Origin of the sequence: Methylorubrum suomiense (assembly GCF_022179765.1) — a bacterium.
GTDB classification, from domain to species: Bacteria; Pseudomonadota; Alphaproteobacteria; order Rhizobiales; family Beijerinckiaceae; genus Methylobacterium; species Methylobacterium suomiense.
This window is the reverse complement of record NZ_BPRE01000008.1, coordinates 56,219-76,990: the sequence shown is the minus strand read 5'-3', so window position 1 is coordinate 76,990 and position 20,772 is coordinate 56,219. Positions and strand designations below refer to the sequence as shown.

Genomic DNA, 20,772 nt, shown 5'->3' with positions numbered 1-20,772 from the left:
TCTCTCGACCATGCCGCCGGTCCGCATCGATGCCCGTGACGCCGCGATCCGACGGAGGTGGCGTTCATCGCGTCGCCGTGCGTGCGGCACGATGAGCGCCGTGACCGCCAATACGGACCGGATCGGGGAACAGGTCGCTGGCCTGTCGCTCGCGGACCGATGCGACCCGATCGATGCGGGAAACGGGTCTCCAGGCTCGCTGCCGCCCATCGAAGAAACGCTTTCGAGCGATCCGACGCTCTGGGATCTCGTGACCGAGGAGCACATCCCCATCGAGGGTCTGAACGACGCCGTCGATGCCTACCTCGCCGATCCGGCAACCGGAAAGTACCGGATCGGCGACCGTTATTGTCTGGATCTCGCCGCGTCGGTCGCCCGATACGCGACGCAGCGGGAAGCCGCCGACCTGCGCGACGCACATCTCCCCTCGCGGCGCAGCGCCGTACGGACGGCGCTGCTGATGGCGAGGCCGGTCAGGCGTTAGTCCTCGTCGTCGTCCTCGACATCGACGAGATCGCTGGTGTCGTCATCGTCCTCATCCTCGATGAGGGTGACGTCGTCGTCGGCCGTGTCGGAATCGTCCTCGACGGTGAGGTCGTCATCGCCGGTGCTATCGCTGCTGTCATCCGCACCGCCCTCTTCGCTCTCGACCTCGTCGAGCGACACCAGTTCGGGGCCCTCGGCTTCCGCCTCGTCCTCGTCGGGATCGGTCTTACGAGCGAGCGCCGGTGCCGCCCCCCGCGCCAGGGGCGTCATGGCCGAGATCGGCACGACCTCGCCGGTATAGGGCGAGATGATGGGATCGCGGTTCAGATCGTAGAACTTCTTGCCGGTGGTCGGGCAGATCCGCTTCGTTCCCCGCTCGGAAATATCCATACAGGCCTCACCGTAACATTGTTGCATTTCGCAGATGCGCCGGCCCCAGGGCGGTGTCAATCGGATCCGAAGCGTTCCGCCGCTTCCTCCGATCGCATCTGACGGCCCCAGGGGATGGTGCTGACCACCGAAGGTATGGGCAAGACGCGGCGGCGTCGAGCGGCCAAGATTGACCACCCGAGGGATACAACAGGCGCCCAACGGTGTTGTCCCGCGAACCAAAACGGCCGGCACCGAGCCGCCGGACGCTCGTTCCGTTCGACGAAAGGGTCACAGGATGCGTCACACGATTCTCGCCAGCGCGCTCGCCTTCGCGGCGGCCGGCCTCTCCCCCGCCCTGGCTCAGACGACGGCGCCGCAGACAGCGCCCGGCGCGCCGGTGACCAGCGGTCAGAACAATACCGGCGGCGATCGCAATGTCACGATTCCCCGCGGTGCGACCGGTGCGGACACGGTGCAGACCGATTCGGCTGCGGGCGGTAATGCCAACCAGCCGTCGCGGGCCGTCCCGCAGGGCAGCGGCGGCGGCGGCAGCAGCTCCGGCGGCGGCAACTGAGATCGCGTTAAACCTCAGGGGCGGGGCGCCATCCGCACTTCGAAGCGGGCGCCCCGTCCCGGCACCAGGACGAGTTCGCCATCGAGCTGGCGAGACAGATTGTTGATGACCCGCATGCCGAGGCTGGAGCGGGCTTTGGCGGGATCGAACCCCTCCGGCAATCCGACCCCGTCATCGGCGACTGCCACCGTCAGGCCGCCATCGCCCCGCGAGAATGCCTCGACGCGGATCTGACCCTGGCCCTGGGGATAGGCGTACTTGATCGCGTTGGTGACGAGTTCGTTGACGAACAGGCCGAGGGGAATCGCGAGGTCGGCCGGTATTGTCAGGGCAGCGGCATCGCAGCGCAGCGCATTCGCCCCGGCACTTTCGGTGAGCTTGTCGCAGAGAGCCCCGAGGAAGCCGGCCAGATCGATCTGCGTGATGTCCGGCTGGCGCCAGAGCTGGTCATGGACCTGCGCCACCGCCTCGACCCGGGCGCGGGCATCGGAGAGGGCGCTCTTCACATCCTCGTTGTCGGTGCCCCGCACCTGAAGGGCGAGCAGCCCGGCCACCACCGTGAGGCTGTTCTTGACCCGGTGGCTCATCTCGCGCGTCAGCAGATCCTGACGCTCCAGCGCGACCTTGAGCTTCGCCTCGGAGCGCAGCCGTTCGATGGCGCTGCCGAGCAGATTGGCGAAACCCTGCATAAAGGCGATGTCGGCTTCGCCGAAGACACCCTCGCGGGTATCGTCCACCTCCAGCACGCCGTAATGCCCGTCGCGGTTGGTGATCAGCACGTTCACCGCGCGGCGGATGCCGTGATCGGCCATCAGGGTCGGGGTCCGAAACCGGGTCTCGTTTTCCAGATGGTTCGAGATCACCGGATGGCCGGTCTTGAGGGCGTAGCCCGCGGGCGAGGCAAGGTCGGCCCCGACAACCGCCCTGCCGATGCAATCCGGCTCCCAGCCCACTCCGGCGCAGACCAGCAGGAGATCCTGCGCCGGTTGGTATTCGAGCGCCTTGCAGAACTGGGCGCCCATCCCTTGGGCGCACAGCTCCGTCGCCCGCTGCAGCAGTGGCAGAAGGGCGCTGGCCTGCAGCGCCTCCACGCCGAAATCGGATAGAATGACCTGCTGGCGCAGACGGAGTTCGAGCGCACCCGGCGCAGTCACGGTCATCGATGTCGGCTCAAGGTCGGCGGAACACGGGGCCCTTCGGGCGAGCGCCCTGGCAGGCAAGCATGTCCGCAATAGGACCTCGGGCGCGTGACTCGATAGGATCGCGCCCGAGGTGACGTCGTTTCAATCTCAGGGCTTGGCGTCGAGGAGCTTTTCGGCCCGCTGGACGGCCTCTTCGCAGCCCTTGGCGTCGCCCTTGCCGTCGGCCGTGCGAGCTTCCTCGACCGCGACCTTGGCCTGCTGGGCCTGATCACCGCCCTTGCCGGCCTCGGCCGATTTCTCGGGCGGCGCCTCGCGCTTGTCGGTCTGGCCACCGGTGCCGGTCTGGCCTTCCCCCTCGCGATGGGCGGCGATCGTCTTGCTACCGGTCGAGGCCGAAATCGCCTCTGCAGCTTGGTCCTTCACGCGACCGTCGAGGGCGGCGATCTTGTCGGAGCACGGCGATGCGAGTGCGGGCCCGGCGAGCAGGGCGAGCAACGGAAGGGCGAGCGACAGACGCGGGGTCTGCATCATGAAGAAAAATCCTGTGCGGAGATCATCGGCTGGGCGTTTCTCCGGAAAGTCTTCGGAGCCGCAGCGGGTTGCACGCTGTCCGCACGCCCCTCCTCAAAGAGTGGGGAGAAGCACGCGGGTGCCCCCGTCCCTTGGGGAACGGGGGCACCCGTTTTCGTCAGCTGCTGAGCTGGTCGCGGATCGGCAGCTCGCGCACGCGGCGGCCGGTGGCCGCGAAGACCGCGTTCGCGATCGCCGGGGCGACCGGGGGCACGCCCGGCTCGCCGACGCCGCCGAGCGGACCGTCGTAGCTTCCGGTCGGAACGAGATGCACCCGGACGATCTTCGGGGCCGCGTCGATGCGGGTGATCTCGTAGGTGTCGTAGTTCGACTGCTCGGTGCGGCCGTTCTTGAAGGTGATCTTGGAGGTGAGCGCGAGGCCCATTCCCATCACCACGGCGCCTTCCATCTGCGAACGGATGCGCTCCGGGTTCACCTGCGGACCGCAATCGACGGCGATGTCGACGGCGTGCACCTTCACCTGACCCTTGGCATCGACCTCAACCTCGGCAGCGACCGCGGTGTAGGTGACGAAGCTGTAGTGTCCGGCGATGCCGAGACCCCGGCCCTTCTCCAGCTTCCGGCCCCAGCCGGCGCCCTTGGCCACCGCCTCGATCACGCCGCGCAGACGGCCGGTATCGACAGGATAGCGCTTCGGATCCTCGCCGTAGTTCCACACGTCGCCGATCTCGGTCGGATCGATCTTCCGGGCCGGCCCGATCAGGTCGAGCAGGTAATCCTTGGGATCGCGGCCCGCCGCGTGGGCGAGTTCGGCCACGAAGGACTGGATCGCGAAGGCGTGCGGGATGTTCGAGACCGAGCGGAACCAGCCGATCCGGGTATGGGCAGCGGCTTCCGGGTTTTCCAGACGCACGTTCTTCAGGTCGAACGGGTTGTTGACGAGGCCCATGCCGAGCTCGAACGGCAGCTCGTGCTTCGGATCAGGCGCGAAGATCGAACCGATCGTCGGCGCCACCGAGCGGTGAAGCCACGCCACCGGCATGCCCTTGTCGTCGAGGCCCGCTTCCAGCCGCTCCACCGAGATGGTGTGGAAGTAACTGTGCTGGATGTCGTCCTCGCGGGTCCAGACGAGCTTGACCGGCGCGCCGTCGACCGCCTGCGAACACAGGGCAGCCTCGACCACGTAGTCGGGCTTCGACTTGCGGCCGAAACCGCCGCCGAGCAGCGTCACGTTCACCCGCACCTTGTCGGCGGGCAGGTTGAGGCGCTTCATCAGCCGGTCATGGGCGGCCTGCGGACCCTGCGTGCAGGCCCAGGCCTCGCAGGCGCCGTCCTTGACGCGGGCGACCGCGGCCGGGTTCTCCATCGGTGCCTGAACCAAGTGCGGCACGAAGTACTCGGCCTCGATCTTGGTCTTGGCCGTCTTCATCGCCGCGTCGACATCGCCGGAGACGCGGACGACCTTGCCGGGCTTGCGGGCGGCCGCCTCCAATTCCTTGCGGAACGCGTCGGTGTCGTAGCCGGCGTTCGGGCCGTCGTCCCAGGTAATCTTCAGGGCCTCACGACCCTTCATCGCCGCCCAGGTGTTCTTGGCGATGACCGCGATGCCGCCCAGCGGCATGAACTCCGACGGGATCTCACCGCCGTCGATCTTGACGATCTTCACGACGCCCGGGACCTTCTTGGCCGCGCTGTCGTCGAACGAGACGACCTTGCCGCCATAGACGGCCGGGCGCGCCACGACGGCGTACAGCATCCCGTCGAGCTTCACGTCGAGGGCGTACTGAGCCTTGCCCGTCGTGATGTCGAAATTGTCGATGATGCCGACCTTGCCCTTGCCGATGTAGCGGAAGGCCTCCGGCTTCTTGAGCGAGACGCTCTCGCGGGCCGGCACCGGCAGGGCGGCAGCGGCCTCCGCGACATCGCCGTAGCCCAGCTTGCGGCCCGACTTGGCGTGGGTGAGCACGTGGTTCTCGGCCGTCACCTCGTTCTCCGGCACGCCCCATTGCTTGGCGGCGGCCTGGATCAGCATCAGCTTGGCGGCGGCACCGACATGGCGGAAATGCTGGAAGAAGTGGCGGAGCGAGCGGGAGCCGTCCGTATCCTGGTTGCCGAAGCGCTTCTCGTCGCCCCAGGCCTGAACGACTTTCACCTTCGACCAATCGGCCTCGAGCTCGTCGGCCACCGTGAAGGCGATCGAGGTGCGCACACCGGTGCCCATCTCGGAACGGTGGTTGGTCACCGTGACGGTGCCGTCCTTGGCGATGGCAACGAAGATCTTGGGATCGTCGCGCCAGCCGTTCGGCATTCCGTCGGCGCCGAATTTCTTGGCTTTCTGCTCTTCGGTCTGGCCTTCGTCCGCCTTCGCCTTGTCGGAGAGCGAGAGGGCGAGCACGAGGGCGCCCATGCCACCGAGGATGCCGCGGCGGCTGAAATTGTCGATCGTCACGGGGCCGGCGGCATCCTTCGACGCAGCGTGCTCGGCCATCATCTTGGCTTCATGAATCACAGGCGCTCTCCCTTGTTGGCGGGCGCGTTGCCGGCGGCCTGATGGATCGCGGCACGGATGCGCGGATAGGTACCGCAGCGACAGATGTTGCCGCTCATGGTCTCGTCGATCTGCTGATCGGTGGGTTTCGGCGTGTCCTTCAGGAGCGCCGCCGCCTGCATGATCTGACCGGTCTGGCAGTAGCCGCACTGGGCGACGTTGAGGTCGCGCCACGCGGTCTGGACCGGGTGGTTGCCGTCGGGCGAGAGGCCCTCGATCGTGACAATCTCCTGGCCTTCCGCGCCGGAGACCGGGGTGATGCAGGCCCGTGCAGCGGTGCCGCCGATATGGACCGTGCAGGCGCCGCACTGGGCGATGCCGCAACCGAACTTCGTGCCGGTGAGGCCGAGCTCGTCGCGCAGGTACCACAGCAACGGCATCTCGGGATCGCCGTCGAAGCTGCGTTCGGCTCCGTTGACCGTCAGTTTTATCATCGCTGCCATCTGCCGTTTCAGGATGGAGCCACCCAAGCGAATCATTCTCCGCCGGAGGGCCGATCGTGACTGTCCGTCCCCATGGAATGCCGTGGCGGGACCGGTGCCGGGCGCCGATCAGGCGGGGCGGTCCGGTGCCGTGGCGGCCGGTTTGGCGGAACCTCAGGTGGCGTCCGCCCGGCTCTTGAATGTCAGGGCAGGCCGGGACGCGCCCGGATCGGGGCCGGTCAACGGCCCCACCTGCATGCACAATCTGGAATTAGTCGGAACTGGCCGGTCTGACAATCGCATGGGGCAAGCCGCCGGCCACGGATTACGCTGTGAGACGGGATCAGGAGCTTCCGGCAGGGTGGTCTGTGCGTTCGCGCACATGGATGCCGCCGAATAGACGGCCTTGAGGTTGCGACGTTTGCCCCGGAAGACGGTCGGAATTCCATCGGACCTCATCATCCATGTCCCATGGATGACCGCGCCCCGCCTCGAATGCTCAGCTGGAGATCGCTAAGCCGACGCCTTCCTCCGGTCGGGATCGGCCTTGGCGGCGTCCGGCAGGTCGGAATACCAATCCGCATAGGGTGTGTTGGCGATCATCCGCCGATTGAGATCCGGCGTGCCGTCCGTCCACCAGACCGGACCACGCTCTCCCAGCCCGTGCTTGGCGGCATCGACCGCCGAGCGTGCCTCTCGCAGCGCCTCGGCTTCACCGGACCGCTTGGCCGCGCGGACGGCCCGGCGCGCGTCCATGAGGTCACGGATCAGCCGGTCGCGGCGCGTCGGCTCCAGATCGGGCCGGTGGCGGCGCCAAAGCCGCCCGTGAACGACGATGTAGCGCCCATCCGGGGTCTCCAGCACGCGCATGGCCGGGCCCTCAGGCGAAATCGGCGAGATCGTCGGCGACGGCATCGGGGGCGGTCACCGAGGCGTGGCCATCCGCCCAGTGGCGGTACTCCGATGAGCCGGCCGAATGGGGATTGCGATCGGCACCTTCCCCACGCTCGGCCGCGGCGCGACCCTCGACATAGGCCGGGTCACGCTGCGCCTGCGTATCCTCACTCGTGTCCATGATCCGATCTCCCGCGTCTCGCCCGGACCATCTACCGCTCACCGGCGGCTCGGCGAGGGGCCGACAGGTGAGACCGAGTGTTACGATGCCCGGGGGCCGCGGTTGCACCGATTGCGTTCGGCAGGAGTTCATGGAGCATTCGCTCATGTCGTCGCCCGCCCGCACCGCGCGCGCGGATGCCGACCGATACGAGACATGGACCCCGAGATACGGCCCCGAGGACGCCCGATGAGTCGCCTGGACGAATTGAAGAACGACCCCGCCTTCCGCCAAGCGGTCCTCGCCGTGAGGGGCGCGGCCAGCACGTTGAGCGGACGGGCGATGACCCATGAGGAAGCCGAGTTCCTCGTCAGCTTCGCCCTCGCGACCTACGCCAATGCCGGTGGCTTGGCCGAGCCGAGCCTATCGCGCCTGTCGCGCTTTGCCGGCAAGGTCGAGCCGGATGCCAGCATCGAGAGCATCATGCGGCATTAGGGAAGGGAGCGGGGGTCGGACGTGGAGACCGACTTCCATCCTTCCCCCTGAAGCGCCGCGAAGCGGCCTCGAAGGAGGGCTCCATGGATCGCCGAGACGTCTGGGACCGTCCTTCGAGCCTTCGCGCCGCTCCGCACCTCAGGATGAGGGGATGGGTCGGACGAGTTGCTCCGCCGAGACAGGGCGCTGGATCCCCTTGTGGTCGCACATGATCTCGGAAAAACGAATTTTCCTTTTCCGCATCGTGCTCTACCCGAATGCGCCGACATCGTGCTGGATGATGCCGGAGATCTCCCGCACCCGCTCGAACATCCGGCGGATCGGCCCGAACAGGGTGCCGTGCTCGGTCTCGTAGGTGCCGACATCGCGCGGGCCCGGGGGCTCACCGAAATTCAGGCCGAGCGTCGGGTCGGGGATGACGGGGAAGATCTCGTCGAGGAGCTTCAGGCATCCATCGATATCGAGGCGGAGGAAGCGCTCCAGCAGCATCTCGCGGGTCAGGCCCGCCTGGGGCCGGAAGGCCGGGATATGGGCGGCCAGGAACCAGATCCGGTGGATCAGCGCGAGTCGGATCGCGTGAAGCAGGGTCAACCGGGCCGACATCGTGGCGAGGTCGGGCGCCGCCGCCTGCAGGTGGAGCCAGTCGCGGGTCAGGCGCCCGAACAGCCGCCGCAGGTCCGGCGCGAGGCTCAGGCGTTCCAGGGCGGCAGCCACCGTCATCAGTTCCTCACGGCGCCCGTCGCGGCGGGTGCGCCGTGCCCGCTCCAGCCAGACCGCCGGGTCGAGGGTATCGATATAGGCGCGCAGCACGTCGAGATCGCCGACGCTCGCCGCGTGCTGCGCCATGCCGAAGGCGCGGGAGAAGCGCACCGAGCCGGTGCGCATGTGCCGGAACGTCTCCGGCGCCCGGTGTGCCGCCCGGCCGACGCCGTGCAGCGAGTTCGCGAGGAAACCGAGCTGCTGCAGGATCGCGTTGTTGGGGATCGCCCGCATCTGGCGCGGATGGGTGATGGCGGCGGGACCGCCCGAATCCGACTGGCGGGCGACGGGACGTGAGCCGGTGCGGTCGATGAGGCTCGGTCCGAAGGTGCCGAGCAAAGCCGCATAGCCGCGATCGTCGACCAGAGCCTCCATGTCCTGGCGCACGGTGCGGAAGAATTCGGCGGCGAAGTCGCTTTCCTCGTAGATCGGATCCGCCGCCGGATTGGCCGCCTTGCCGTCGCTCAGCGCGTAGTCCGAAAAGGCATCGTCCTCCGCCAGCGTGTCGGAGAAGAGGTGCTCGGCGATGCGGGCGACGGAGGCATTCGCGAGCTGGGGCGAGCCGAACATCAGGTAGCCGTCGGACCCCTGGAAGCTCGATTCGAGCCTCACCTTGATGCCGGCCTCGGCGTCGCGCCGCCGGGAATCCTCCGGCGCGAGATAGGCGAGGCGGTCGCGCAGTGAGGTCGGATGCGCGCCGCGCCCGATCGACTCGCCGTGGGTGTCGAAGATGACGAGCTCGATCTCGGTGAGCCCGTTCTGGGTCATCAGTTCGGTGATGCGCAGCCGGAGCCGCTCGATCCAGAACGTCGCGGCGAGCTGACCGACGTAACGACCGGAATCCGAGTAGCCGAATTGCACCGAGAGGCGCCCGAGCCGCTTGAGATGGGCGCGCCAGTGCGGATTGCGCAGGGCGTCGTCGAGGACGCGGATGCCTTGTTCCAGGGCGCTCGCCGTCTCGAACAGCGGTGTGATCTCGACCTTGTCCGAGATGCCGTAATGGCGTGCGAGCCAGAGGGCGGCGAGGAGGGTGTAGCCGGTCTCGGTCTCGGCGATGAGGAAGCGGACCGGGTGGGTGCCGTCGACATGCTTGAGGATCTGCGTGATCGTCATCATCAGCCGCGCGGCCGAAGCCCGTTCGGCGGCGAGCGCCCCGAAATCGACCGGGACCGGGCGCACGTCGTTGAGCAGGGTGTTGATCGCCGCGAGGTGTGAGCGGCGCTGGGCGGCATCGGTGGGCTCGCCTTCGAGATCGATCACGCGCCGCACGGCGTTGTGGATCTGGCTGGCGTTGAGCCGGAAATGCGGCAGGGCGTTCGAGAGGCCGTGGGCGGCAACGCCCGACCGCAGCACGGCGATGGCGCGCCGATCCGCGTCGGTGGTCGCGGACCCGATGGCGGCGGCAAGCCCCGCGAGCAGGGGCCCGGCATCGGTCTGGGCGCGCTCGCGCTCGATGATGAGGGCCAGCGCGAAGCGGTGCACGGTCTCGAGGGAGGGCTTGGTGCCCAGGAGCGGCGCGCCCGCGAGTTGGCGCTCGACCGCGGCGCGGGCGCCCTGGACCAGCTCGCGCACCACGCGGGTGGCGGGCATGTCGGGCAAGTCGCGCAGGATGCGGTCGAACTGCATCCGCTTCGAGATCAGGCGGTAGCGCAGCGTGTCCCACCAACCGATATCGGTCCGACCGTCGGTGTCGCAGCCGACCCAGCTGGCGATGGCGAGGGGTTTGGGCACCAGCTCGGTCCAGCGATCCGGCCAGCGCTCGCGGGCGGCATCGATCAGGGCGCCGTTGAAGGCGTCGATCGCCGCGCGGCCGTTATTGGCGGCAACGCAGGCCTGCTCGAACTCGTCATCGAGGCTGATCCCGGGGTCGGGTCGGCTGGAGCGGGCGGCGGCCTCGCCGAGAATCGGGGTGCGGCCGGCTTCCTCGGGAAGCGAGGCGGCGCGGGCGATCATCTCGGCCACCGCACGGGGCATGCCGAAGGTCGGATGCGCGGTGAACACGACGGCGAAGCCGGTGCGACCGACCCGCTCCCGGAACGCCTCGAAATCCGAGGCGCCGCGCGGGATCGCCGCGACGAGGCGCCCGGCGAGGTCGGCGAGCGAGGCGGCCTCGTCACCGTCGAGGCCGACATAGTCGCGCAGGCGGGCGGTCCGCTCCGTCAGCGCCCGGCGTCGGAGGGTGGCGAGCAGCGCGTCGAGATCGCTCTCGCCGATCTCCTCTCGATCGAGGCGGCGGGTGATCGCCAGCGTCACCGCCAGAACCGGATTGCGGAACGGATCCTCGCTCGCCTGCTCACGGCTGCGGGCCACGAGGTCGAGGAGGTCGCGCTCGAGGTCGTTGCCTGGGAGGGCGGGCGGCGTGTCCGCGCCCCCCTGCGAGCGGGCGACGGGCGCGACATTGTCCGAGCGGTGGTCTTCGAGCGGCATCGAGCATCCCTGATGTGAGCGGCCGGCGACCCTTTCGGCTCCGCGCAGCCGGTTCTCACCGTTTCCTCCGGCGACGCAAGGACCGTTCCGTGTTTTCGAACCTCTTGCCGGGGATGAGTCTGTCACGGTGCCGGAGGGCGTGCATGGGCGCTTGATCCGGTCTAGGGTCGGCCCTGTATGGAAAACTTCGTGATCCTCGCCGCGGTCGCGGTCACGCTGATCGTGTGTGTCCTGATGGTGGGTCTCTTCCGAGCGGAGCGCCGCGCGCCGCTGCGGCTGCCGCAGGAGGAGGCTTGGGCGGACGACGAGGCGGGGACGGTGCGCAAGCTGACCCCCCCACGCGCGAGCCCGATCGATCGCGAGGCGGTCATCCTCGATGTCCAGGCTCTCGACGAGACGATTCTCGATGACCGTCGCACCTTGATCGCGGATCGGAGCGATCCCCCCGAACCGGACGCCGCCGGGAGGCGGAGGCAGATCGGATGAGGCCGTTTTTCACTCTGCTCACGCTCCTCTGCGCGATGCTCGGAGCGGTCTTGGTTGTCCCGGCCTCGGCCCAGGATGTCGCGCCACCCTCTGAGGCGCCCGCCGAGGCCGTACCGGAGGCGCCGCGCAAGCCCAAGCCGAAGCCGCGTCCCAAACGACCGGCCAAGCCGGCCGAGAAACCGGCGGATGCTAAAGCCGCCAAATCCACCGAGACGCCCCCCCAGGCGCCCGCTCCCGAGACCGGGCGGCATCGGGACGCTCCGGCCGACCCGCCCGACGTGGCATCGGTCCCGGCCACGCCCGCCGCGCCCGTGCCGACCTTGGCCGCCGCGCCGTCCATCGTTTGCGAGCCCGGCGAGGCGGTGCGGTTCGAAGGTCTCCCCAAGGCGGCGGCGAAACCCGGTCAGGCGACCGCCGATCCCGCCAGCATCGAATTGTGGGTGACGCGCACCGGCTCGATCACCATCGACAACCCCTTACGCCCGCTCACGCCCGACGTGACCCGGGTGCTTCAGGTCGTGATCGGGGGCAAGGTCGCGACGCTCTACGGTCCGGATGTCCTGTCCCTACGCCGCGGCGCCGGACCTGCCGTGTTGGAGGGGACGATCGGGGGCACGATCCGGTGGGACGCATCCCTCAACGCCCTGCCCGACACCGTGCCGGTCTTGGCGGATTCCGGGGATATCCTCGCGGAGTTCCGCTTCCGCGCCTGCGGCACCGCCCCCGCGGCGCGAACCCTGGCCGCGCCGAAGCCGCGCCGGACCGCCCCCCCGGCCGATGCCGCCGGGCTCGGGGCGGAAGCCGGCAAGGAGGCCGCCAAAGGCACCACCCGAGAGCGCGACAGGCCGGCGCAACGGGCCGAGCCGCGACCCGCAGGCTCTGCCCCGCGGCCGGCGGTTCCCATGCCGCAGGGTGCGATCCCCTGAGGCCGGTCATCCGCCTCACCGACGCCGATCGCGTCCGGCAGCCCACCGGTGAAGGACCGGGCCGACCGATCCGTATCGCCCGCCAGGAGACGTCATGAGCGACAGCCTCACCGCCACCCAGGTGATCGACACCCTCGGGCTGAGCCCCCATCCCGAGGGCGGCTACTACCGTGAGACGTTCCGCGATCCCCGCGAGGTCGACGGACGCTCGGTCGGCACCGCCATCTATTACCTGCTCGGCGTCGGCGAGACCTCGGCTTGGCATCGGGTCGACGCCGCCGAAATCTGGCTCTGGCACGCGGGTGCGCCCCTGGTGATCACCCTGAGCCCGAACGGCCACGACGCATCGGCCCACCATCTCGGCCCGGACCTGCTGCGCGGACAGCGCCCGCAGATCGTGGTCCCGGCCGGTCACTGGCAGACGGCGACCAGCCTCGGCGCCTGGACGCTCGTCAGCTGCACCGTCTCCCCCGGCTTCGACTTCGCCGGCTTCGAGATGGCCCCGCCGGATTGGCGCCCGACCCCGCGCCGCTGAGGCGCCCGGCTTCGCGACGGCTCTCTCGGCAAGGGCTCGCCGGAGCGCGTCAACCCGAGATCATCGAGAAGCCGGTCGTCGAGGTCCGACAGACGGGCCTGGGGGTATCGCGCGCCCGTTCTGGTCGCCGATCCCCACATCCGTGACCGAACCAGGGCTCCGATGGAGCGCATCATCGCCTCGAACCTGTGAGCCATCGCCGTCTCCTTCTCAGGAGCGGAGGATCGCTGGATCTTCACGTTGAGTCGAACGAATTGAATTTACGCAATCGATGAGGGATGCTCACACGAACGCGGAGGATGATCGCGACATGGGCCCCCTCAACCCCGCCAATCTCGATCTCGATCTCGTGCGCACCTTCGTGACGATCTGCGAGACGGGCAATTTCTCGCGCGCCGCCGACCGGATCGGGCGTACGCCCTCGGCCGTCAGCCTGCAGGTCAAGCGGCTGGAGGAGCGCTTGGGTCGCGCCCTGTTCCTGCGGCGCCCCCGGACGATCGTGCCGACAGCGGATGGCGAAGTGCTGCTGGGCCTCGGCCGACGCCTGCTGGCGGTGAACGACGAGGTAGTGGCCTTCTTCGACGCACCGCCGATGGAGGGGCGCGTCCGCTTCGGGGCGCCCAACGATTCAGGTCTGTTCGCCCTACCGGCGATGCTGCGCCGGTTTTCCGTGAGGCATCCGCATGTTCAGGTCGATGTCCGGCTCGACGCGAGCCGCGCCTTGGCCGACGCCTGCACGGACGGTGCCCTGGACCTCGTCCTCTATACCGGCAACGCCGGCGCGAACCGCGACGCCAGCGTCGTCCAGGCGGAGGACCTCGTCTGGATCGGCCTCGATGGCGGGTTGGCCGAGACTCGACGCCCGCTGCCGCTGGCGCTCTGCCACAGCGGCTGCGCGTGGCGGGCTGCGGCCCTGAATGCCCTCGACCAGGCAGGCATCCCCTACCGCGTCGCCTATTCGAGCGAGCATTGCCAGGGACAGATCGCGGCGGTCGAGGCCGATCTGGCGGTCGCCCCGCTGCCGGCGAACGTCGCGCGCCGGCCCTTCCGCCGCGTGACGACCCTGCCCCCGCTCGGCGGCTACGACGTGCTGATGCGCGTGCGCGACGGGGCCGGGCCGGCCGCGAAGGCCCTGGCAGGTCACGTGGCAGCCTGCGTCCGTGAGATCTCCGGCAACGGCGAACGCCTCTTCGCCTGAGACAGGCTCGCTCAGATCGTCACGATGATCTTGCCGAAGACCTGGCGGGATTCGAGGCGCTCGAGACCCTTGGCGAAATCGGCGAGCGGCAACACCGTATCGACCACCGGCGTGAGCCCCCCCGCCATCTTGTCGAGGCTCTCGCGCATATTGGCGATGCGGCAGCCGAAAGAGCCGGTGATGCGATATTGCTGCTGGAACAACTGCATCAGGTTCATCTGCGTCGAGACGCCGGAGGTCGATCCGCAGGTGACGAGCCGCCCCCCGCGCTTTAGGCAGAGCAGCGAGCCGTTCCACGTCTCGGCGCCGACATGCTCGAACACCACGTCCACGCCCTTGCGCTTGGTCAGTCGCCGTACCTCGCCCTCGAAGCGCTCCTCGCGATAGTTGATCACGTGGTCGGCGCCCAGTTCGCGGGCCTTCTCGCCCTTCCGGTCGTCGCCGACGGTCGTGTAGACCGTGCAGCCGATGGCCTTGGCCATCTTGATCGCCGCGGTGCCGATGCCCGACCCGCCGGCATGAACCAGGATCGACTCGCCGGGCTCCAGCTTCGCATTGTCGAACAGCATGTGTTGGACCGTGCCGAAGGCGATGCCGGCGCAGGCCGCCTGCACGGCATCGACATTCGGAGGCACTTTCACGACGAGGCGGGCCGGCATGTTGACCAGCTCCCGGCTGAACCCGTCGAGATGGAAGCCCATGACGCCGGAAACGTCCTCGCAGAGGTTGTCGCGCCCCTCGCGGCAGGCCCGGCACTGCCCGCAGGTCATGGCACCGTAGGGGACGACCGGATCACCGACGGCGAAGCCTTCGACGCCCTCGCCGAGGGCTGAGATCTCGCCCGCCGCCTCGGCCCCCACCGTCAGCGGCAGCTTGCGCTTGGCGAAGGCCATGCCGCGAAACCCCCAGACGTCGATGAAGTTGAGCCCGACCGCGCGGATGCGGATCTGCACTTCGCCGGGACCCGGCGCGGTCGGCGGCTCGACCTCGGTGACGCGCAGGTCGCGGTCGCCGAACAGCTGAAGGGCTCGCATCAGGAAAGTCTCATCTGCCGTCGGATTCTGGGCCGGGTTCTCGGCGCCCGCGATCGGTGGGCCGAGGCCGGACGGCTTATCGGTCGAAATCGGCCCCGGCTCAATCCGGCCGTCGCATTTGCAGCCTTCGAACGAGAGGAGCGCCCGATGGAAAGCTTGACTTGAGTCGCCAGTCAAAATGTGAACATGAACAACAGATGTTACCTACGGTGGGTCAGCTCAATTACTGATCTAATCTAGAGTCTACAAAACAACCTCAACGATAGTTCTGAGCAATCGCTGTCTTCGACAGGCATGCTCCCCGGAGGCAATGAAAGGATCATGGCAGAGTGGCCGAGCGTCCCGAGCCCGATGGCCCGGCGCATCCGAGCGCTTGACTGGACCGCCACGACGTTTGGACCGATCGAGCACTGGCCGCTAAACCTCAGGTCCATCGTCGATCTCATGCTCGGTGCACCCGGACCCGCCGCGATAGGCTGGGGCGCCGACCAGAGCACCCTCTTCAACGATGCCTTCGCCGACCTCATCGGCGGCGACGCGGCGGCGCTGCTCGGCCGCCCGTTCCGCGAGATCTGGGCAGACCGCGAGACGAGCGAGATCACCGCCGCGGTGCTGGCCGGGAAGGTTCGCCTCGGCAGCGACCAGTACAGGGAGCTTCCGCACCGGGCCGACCGGCCCTTCGCGTGGCTGACATCGAGCTGGACGCCTCTCTACGATGGGGGCGGCACTCCGATCGGCTTCTATTTGGCCTCCTTCGAGACCACGGAGGCCGTTCTGGCGAAGCGCGCCCTGCAGGAGCGCGAGATTCAACAGGCCTACCTGCTACGTCTCTCCGACGGCTTGCGCGCCCTGTCCGATCCGGTCGCGATCCAGCGCGAAGCCTGCCGGCAGCTCGGCGAACAGCTGCGAACGGACCATGCCTATCATGTCGTCCTGCATCCGGCGGAGGGCGTCGCCGTCATCGAGCAGGATTACACGCGCGGCGGCGTGCGCTCCTTCGTCGGTTCCTACTCGCTCGCGGTGCTGCATTGGTTCGTCCCGCTCTACCGGAAGGGACAGCCGATCGTCGTCGCCGATATGCGGACCACCGATCTGGTCCCGGAGCCGGAGCGCACGACGCTTGCGGCGGACGGCGTCGTCGCCTGGATCGCCGTCCCGCTCATGAGCCGGGGCGAGTTGGTCGGCGCCCTCTGCGTCGTGCGCGGCGAGGCCTTTGCCTGGAGCGAGGCGGATGTCGCCCTCGTCAGCGAGACGGGAGAGCGGATCTGGACCGCGATCCAACGGGCTCGGGCCGAAACCCTGGCGCAAGAGAACGATCGGCATCGTCTCTTCCTGCAAGAGGTACGATTGCGCCGTACGGACGGCCAGTATCGGGGCGCCAGCCGTGCCGGTCAGCCGCTCGGTATGGACCGCTTCGTGAGTCTGTCGGTCGATATCGCCGAGCGACACCGGGCCGAGGAACGGCTCAGGCGCAACAACGCACTTCTCAATGCGATCAACCACATCTTCGACGTGACCCTCGGCGCGGCCTCCGAATCGGAACTGGCGGATATCGCGCTGAAGGTCGCCGCCGAGTTGGTTGCCAGCCCCGTCGGCTTCATGGGCGCGACCAACCCCCGGACCGGTCGGCTCGACACGCTCGCGATCTTCAGAAGCTGCGAAGACAGCGGCAAGCGTCATTCTGCGGCCGCGCTCGAAGGCGCCGTCCGAAGCCTCTATGAGCCGGCATCCTGTCACAACTTGGCGCCGAGCAACCCCTATCAATCGCCCGGATCCGTCCTCCTCCTTCCGATCAAGCAGGACGGTGCGGTGATCGGCGTCGTCGCCCTCGCCGGCCGCTCGGGAGGATATCGGCCTGAGGACCGGGAGGCGGCCGAAGCCCTCGCGCCCGCCATCGGGCACGCGCTCCTGAGCAAGCGCGCCGAAACGGGCCTACGGGAAAGTGAGCAGCGCTTCCGGCAATTCGCGCAGGCCTCCTTCGACTTTCTGTGGATCCTCAACGCCGAGACCTTCGAGGGCGAATTCGCGAGCCCCGCCGTGCAAAGGGTTTGGGGGATCGACCCGGACGCGTCCCTCGGCGATGCCCGGGTTTGGGCCACCCATCTCGTGCCCGAGGATCGCCCGGCGGCCTTCGCCCGCCTTGAACGCGTGCGCAATGGCGAGACGGCGGTCTACGAATTTCGCATCCTGCGCCCGTCGGACGGTGCCTTCCGCTGGCTCCGCACGCACACCTTCCCCATCGTTGACGAGGATGGCCGGGTACGGCGCATCGGCGGCATCACCACCGACGTCACCGACATCCATCAGGCCGAGCACCACCAACGGGTGCTGCTGGCGGAGTTGCAGCACCGGGTCCGCAACATCATGGCGCTGATCCGCTCGATCGTGGTGCGGTCGGCGGAGCGGGCCGAGAGCGTCTCCGATTATGCCGCTCTCGTCAGCGGGCGCCTCGTGACGCTCGCCCGTGTTCAGAGCCGCCTGACCCGCGCACCGCAGGCCGGCATCGCGATCTCCACGATCCTGCGCGACGAACTCGCGGCACGGGCGGAGCACGACGATCAGTACGATCTCGCCGGGCTGGAGATCGAGCTGGCGCCCAAGGCCGCCGAGGTGCTGACCCTGGCGATTCACGAGCTGACCACCAACGCGCTGAAATACGGGGCGCTCTCGAGCAGTGGCGGTCGCGTCACGGTGCGCTGGCAGCGCATCGAGCGCAAGGACATTCCTTGGCTGAGCCTGTTGTGGACCGAGACCGGCGGTCGCGCGTCGATCGAGCCGGCCCAGGGCCAGGGGCAGCGACGCGGCTTCGGCACCGAACTGATCGAGGGACTGATCCCCTACGAGCTCTGCGGCAACGGGCGGATCGAACTGACGCCGGAGGGGGCCTGCTGCCAGCTCGAGTTCCCGCTCACGAACGGGGCCAGCATCCTCGAGACGCACGCGCCACCGCCCACGAGCGTGAACGGGGGCAGCCTCGACATGACCGGACAGGCCGCCCTCGACGGTCACCGCATCCTCGTGGTCGAGAACGAGTTCTATCTCGCCAACGACACCGCCCGCGCCCTCAATCGCGTCGGCGCCACGGTGCTCGGCCCGTATTCCGACGAGGCGACGGCGTTGCGAAGTCTCGACCGAAACCGGCCGACCGGCGCCGTGATGAACATCAATCTCGGCCGCCAAGCCGCGTTCGGTCTGGCCCGGGCACTGACCGAGCGTGGCATCCCGTTCGTCTTCGTCACGGGCTACGAAGCGGAGGCGATCCCGCCGGAATTCGCTGACGTGCCGCGCTTGGAGAAGCCGGTGGAACTGCGTCGGATCGTCGGCAGCCTCGCCCGGCAGCTCGGGGAGCAGCCGCTCAATCCGGCGTGAGATAGCGTCGGCGAGCCCAGCCGACGGTTCGGCCGAACTTGACCCGGCACCACGTCAATCCGCTCGGCGTGTCGGTGGTGCAGCCGAAGCCGAGCACCCGGCGCCCGACCGGGATCTGGCCGAGGGCCGGCGCGCTCGCATCCGGCGTCTCGCGGATCGTCAGCCCATCATCCCGCGGCAATCCCTCGACGCGGAACGGCTCGGCGGCCCCGGCCGGTCCCATCGCGGCAAGGAGGATGAGGGCAGTCAGGATCGGCCGCGGAGCGAGCAACATCGGGGTCGGGATGGCGATCGAAAGGATGCTCAGGTGCGATGGATGCCCATCATCGCGGTCAGTCCGCCATCGACGGGCAGCACCGCCCCGGTGATGTAGGTGCCCCCCTCCCCCATCAGGAAGGCCGCAAGCGCGGCGACCTCGGCGGGTGCGGCGAAGCGCCCGAGCGGGATCTGACGCTCGATCCCGGCGCGATGGCTCGCATAGGCGGCCAGCATCTCCGTATCGATGAAGCCCGGCGCGATCACGTTGACCGTCACGCCGCGCTTGGCCGATTCGATGGCGAGCGTGCGGCAATAGGCGATCAGCGCGCCCTTGGTGGCGGCATAGGCGGCGTTGCCCGCATTGGCCTGGAGCGCGGCGACCGAACCGATGGCGACGATGCGGCCCGTCCGCGCGCGGATCATGCCGCGCACCAGCGCCTTCGCAATCCGGGTCAGCGACCAGAAATTGACCTGCATCGCGTCTTCGGCCCGATCCCGGTCGAGCATGGCCGCCAGCGCGTCCGCCGATTGCCCGGCATTGTGGACGTAGCCGTAGAAGCTCTCGCCCTCCGCCTCCTCGCAGAAGCGCTCGATGGCCGCCCGGTCGGACAGGTCGAGGGGGCGGGCGGCGAAGGTCCGCTCGGGATGGGCCTGTGCCAACTCTGCCGCCAACGCCTCGGCCTTCGCCGGCGACGAGCGGTAGGTGAAGGTGACGTCATGGCCGGCCACGGCGAGGGCGCGCACGATGGCCGCGCCGAGCCCGGAGGCGCCACCGACGACGAGGACGGGCTTCGCGGCCTGTGCGCTCACGGTTCGTCCCCCAGAACGAGGCAGGTGTTCTGCCCGCCGAAGCCGAATGAATTGGACAGCACCCGCGAGACCCGCATGTCGCGGGTGCGATCGACCACGTCGAGCAGCAGGGCCGGATCGGGGATCGCGTAATTGATGGTGGGCGGGATCCGACCGTTGCGGATCGTCAGCAGCGAGATCACCGCCTCGATCGCTCCGGCGGCCGTGAGGGTGTGGCCGATCATGGACTTGTTCGAGGAGATCGGCAGCTGCCCGACCCGGTCGCCGAACACCGCCGAGCAGCCGAGCGCCTCCATCTTGTCGTTCTCCGGCGTCGAGGTGCCGTGCGCGTTGACGTGATCGATCGCTTCCGGGGTGAGACCGGCGTCGGCGAGCGCCGCGCGCATCGCTGCGATCACCGGCGCGCCGTCGGGACTGGAACGGGTGCGGTGGAAGCCGTCGCCCTTCTCGCCGCAGCCCAGCACGTAGCCGAGGATGGCCGCGCCGCGCGCACGAGCGGACGCCGCGCTCTCCAGCACGATGGCGGCGGCGCCCTCGCCCATGACGAAACCGTCGCGGTTCTTCGAGAACGGCTTGGAGGCTCCATCGGGCGGATCGTTCTGCGTCGACAGCGCCGAGAGCAGGGAGAAGCGGATCAGCGATTCCGGATTCACCGATCCGTCGGTGCCGATGCAGAGGGCTGCCTCCATCTCGCCCCGGCGGATCGCCTCCACGCCGAGCTGGATCGCGGTGGCGCCCGACGAGCAAGCGGTGGAGAGCGAGATCGGCGAGCCCCGCGTGCCGAAGCGGTCGGCCAACCGATCCGCCACGGTGCCGAAGATGAACAGGTCGTGCCAAGCGTCGAACCGGCGGCTCGCCGCCGATCGCTGGAGATCCGAATAGGTGATCTCGCCGTCATTCGAGCCCGCCGCTTCGGCGAGGGCCTCACGCTGCGGCCATTCCATCTCGACCGGGGGCACCGCCACGAACAGCGCCCCGGGGAAGGCGCTGCCGATGCCCGCCTGCGCCACCGCCTCGTCCGCCGCCACCGTGGCGAAGCGCTCCGACAGGAGCGGGGCGACCAGCGGATCGGTATCGAGAAAATCGACCGTGCCGGCGATGCGGGTGCGCAGGCCTTCGGTGGGAAAGCGCCGGATGGCGCGGATGCCGGAGCGCCCGGCGGTGAGCGCGTTCCAATTCTCGGCGACGCCCTGCCCGAGGGAAGTCACGATCCCGAGGCCGGTCACGGCGACGAGCGGTCGGCCTTGGGTGTCGTGGGTGGACGAGGAGCGCGTGTCTGGCATCCGAGCCTTCAATCACCTTTTTGCCGGATCCGCATCCCCCACGAGCAGCGCGACGCGCGACGG

At 68.7% G+C, this 20,772-nt stretch carries 20 protein-coding genes; 8 read left to right on the top strand and 12 right to left on the bottom strand.

What is annotated here, in order from left to right; translation table 11 throughout:
* Positions 1 to 91: 91 nt before the first annotated feature.
* On the top strand, positions 92 to 484 hold the full coding sequence (locus tag MFF26_RS14170) for a hypothetical protein (RefSeq protein WP_238308121.1): 393 nt from the start codon (positions 92 to 94) through the stop codon (positions 482 to 484).
* Here the strand turns inward: MFF26_RS14170 and MFF26_RS14165 are convergent.
* Positions 481 to 876 (bottom strand): TIGR02300 family protein, encoded by a 396-nt coding sequence (locus MFF26_RS14165; RefSeq protein WP_137829626.1) that lies wholly within the window; start codon positions 874 to 876, stop codon positions 481 to 483. The two genes, MFF26_RS14170 and MFF26_RS14165, sit on opposite strands and share 4 nt — an antisense overlap.
* Positions 877 to 1,153: 277 nt before the next feature.
* On the opposite strand from MFF26_RS14165, the gene MFF26_RS14160 reads away from it, so the two are divergent.
* Positions 1,154 to 1,432 carry a hypothetical protein gene (locus MFF26_RS14160; RefSeq protein WP_137829627.1) on the top strand — a complete coding sequence of 93 codons (279 nt, stop codon included), beginning with the start codon at positions 1,154 to 1,156 and terminating at the stop codon, positions 1,430 to 1,432.
* A gap of 14 nt (positions 1,433 to 1,446) precedes the next feature.
* Here MFF26_RS14160 and MFF26_RS14155 read toward each other — a convergent pair whose 3' ends face one another.
* From MFF26_RS14155 to MFF26_RS14130, 6 genes are all read right to left on the bottom strand, one after another.
* Positions 1,447 to 2,592 (bottom strand): sensor histidine kinase, encoded by a 1,146-nt coding sequence (locus tag MFF26_RS14155; protein WP_137829628.1) that lies wholly within the window; start codon positions 2,590 to 2,592, stop codon positions 1,447 to 1,449.
* Positions 2,593 to 2,721: 129 nt separating this feature from the next.
* Complete coding sequence (locus MFF26_RS14150; protein WP_137829629.1) at positions 2,722 to 3,105, bottom strand: hypothetical protein; 384 nt, start codon at positions 3,103 to 3,105, stop codon at positions 2,722 to 2,724.
* 157 nt (positions 3,106 to 3,262) lie between these two features.
* The gene (locus tag MFF26_RS14145; RefSeq protein ID WP_137829630.1) at positions 3,263 to 5,614 is read right to left on the bottom strand and encodes a xanthine dehydrogenase family protein molybdopterin-binding subunit; all 2,352 of its coding nucleotides are present in this window, start codon (positions 5,612 to 5,614) and stop codon (positions 3,263 to 3,265) included.
* Entirely contained in the window at positions 5,611 to 6,087 is a 477-nt protein-coding gene (locus MFF26_RS14140) for a (2Fe-2S)-binding protein (protein WP_091947650.1), read from the bottom strand. The genes MFF26_RS14145 and MFF26_RS14140 overlap by 4 nt, the downstream gene beginning before the upstream one ends.
* A gap of 501 nt (positions 6,088 to 6,588) precedes the next feature.
* A complete protein-coding gene (locus tag MFF26_RS14135; protein ID WP_137829631.1) occupies positions 6,589 to 6,945 on the bottom strand; it encodes a hypothetical protein in 357 nt (118 codons plus the stop codon).
* A 10-nt stretch (positions 6,946 to 6,955) separates the two neighbouring features.
* Positions 6,956 to 7,150: a hypothetical protein gene (locus tag MFF26_RS14130; protein WP_137829632.1), complete on the bottom strand. Its 195-nt coding sequence runs from the start codon at positions 7,148 to 7,150 to the stop codon at positions 6,956 to 6,958.
* A 228-nt stretch (positions 7,151 to 7,378) separates the two neighbouring features.
* On the opposite strand from MFF26_RS14130, the gene MFF26_RS14125 reads away from it, so the two are divergent.
* Positions 7,379 to 7,624: a hypothetical protein gene (locus MFF26_RS14125; protein WP_137829633.1), complete on the top strand. Its 246-nt coding sequence runs from the start codon at positions 7,379 to 7,381 to the stop codon at positions 7,622 to 7,624.
* Between the two features lie 249 nt (positions 7,625 to 7,873).
* Here MFF26_RS14125 and MFF26_RS14120 read toward each other — a convergent pair whose 3' ends face one another.
* Entirely contained in the window at positions 7,874 to 10,810 is a 2,937-nt protein-coding gene (locus tag MFF26_RS14120) for a phosphoenolpyruvate carboxylase (RefSeq protein WP_137829634.1), read from the bottom strand.
* Positions 10,811 to 10,999: 189 nt separating this feature from the next.
* On the opposite strand from MFF26_RS14120, the gene MFF26_RS14115 reads away from it, so the two are divergent.
* The 4 genes from MFF26_RS14115 (at position 11,000) to MFF26_RS14100 (ending at position 13,955) form a co-directional block, all read left to right on the top strand.
* Positions 11,000 to 11,296, top strand: coding sequence for a hypothetical protein (locus MFF26_RS14115; protein ID WP_137829635.1), 297 nt, complete (start codon positions 11,000 to 11,002; stop codon positions 11,294 to 11,296).
* Positions 11,293 to 12,222: a hypothetical protein gene (locus MFF26_RS14110; RefSeq protein WP_210236203.1), complete on the top strand. Its 930-nt coding sequence runs from the start codon at positions 11,293 to 11,295 to the stop codon at positions 12,220 to 12,222. Before MFF26_RS14115 ends, MFF26_RS14110 begins: the two co-directional genes overlap by 4 nt.
* Positions 12,223 to 12,316: 94 nt before the next feature.
* The gene (locus MFF26_RS14105) at positions 12,317 to 12,757 is read left to right on the top strand and encodes a cupin domain-containing protein (RefSeq protein WP_137829636.1); all 441 of its coding nucleotides are present in this window, start codon (positions 12,317 to 12,319) and stop codon (positions 12,755 to 12,757) included.
* Positions 12,758 to 13,067: 310 nt separating this feature from the next.
* Positions 13,068 to 13,955: a LysR substrate-binding domain-containing protein gene (locus MFF26_RS14100; RefSeq protein WP_238308120.1), complete on the top strand. Its 888-nt coding sequence runs from the start codon at positions 13,068 to 13,070 to the stop codon at positions 13,953 to 13,955.
* 11 nt (positions 13,956 to 13,966) lie between these two features.
* On the opposite strand, the gene MFF26_RS14095 is transcribed toward MFF26_RS14100, so the two are convergent.
* Positions 13,967 to 14,989: a zinc-binding dehydrogenase gene (locus tag MFF26_RS14095; RefSeq protein WP_137829638.1), complete on the bottom strand. Its 1,023-nt coding sequence runs from the start codon at positions 14,987 to 14,989 to the stop codon at positions 13,967 to 13,969.
* Positions 14,990 to 15,310: 321 nt separating this feature from the next.
* Between MFF26_RS14095 and MFF26_RS14090 the strand changes: the two genes are divergently transcribed.
* Positions 15,311 to 18,358, top strand: a complete 3,048-nt coding sequence (locus tag MFF26_RS14090) for a GAF domain-containing protein (protein ID WP_238308119.1) — start codon at positions 15,311 to 15,313, stop codon at positions 18,356 to 18,358.
* Here the strand turns inward: MFF26_RS14090 and MFF26_RS14085 are convergent.
* Genes MFF26_RS14085 through MFF26_RS14075 form a run of 3 tightly spaced genes read right to left on the bottom strand, consistent with a single transcriptional unit; the run spans position 18,345 to position 20,709 of the window.
* On the bottom strand, positions 18,345 to 18,632 hold the full coding sequence (locus tag MFF26_RS14085; RefSeq protein WP_137829639.1) for an SH3 domain-containing protein: 288 nt from the start codon (positions 18,630 to 18,632) through the stop codon (positions 18,345 to 18,347). The two genes, MFF26_RS14090 and MFF26_RS14085, sit on opposite strands and share 14 nt — an antisense overlap.
* Before the next feature lie 29 nt (positions 18,633 to 18,661).
* Positions 18,662 to 19,426, bottom strand: coding sequence for an SDR family NAD(P)-dependent oxidoreductase (locus tag MFF26_RS14080; RefSeq protein ID WP_137829640.1), 765 nt, complete (start codon positions 19,424 to 19,426; stop codon positions 18,662 to 18,664).
* The gene (locus MFF26_RS14075; RefSeq protein WP_238308118.1) at positions 19,423 to 20,709 is read right to left on the bottom strand and encodes a beta-ketoacyl-ACP synthase; all 1,287 of its coding nucleotides are present in this window, start codon (positions 20,707 to 20,709) and stop codon (positions 19,423 to 19,425) included. Before MFF26_RS14075 ends, MFF26_RS14080 begins: the two co-directional genes overlap by 4 nt.
* Positions 20,710 to 20,772 lie beyond the last annotated feature (63 nt).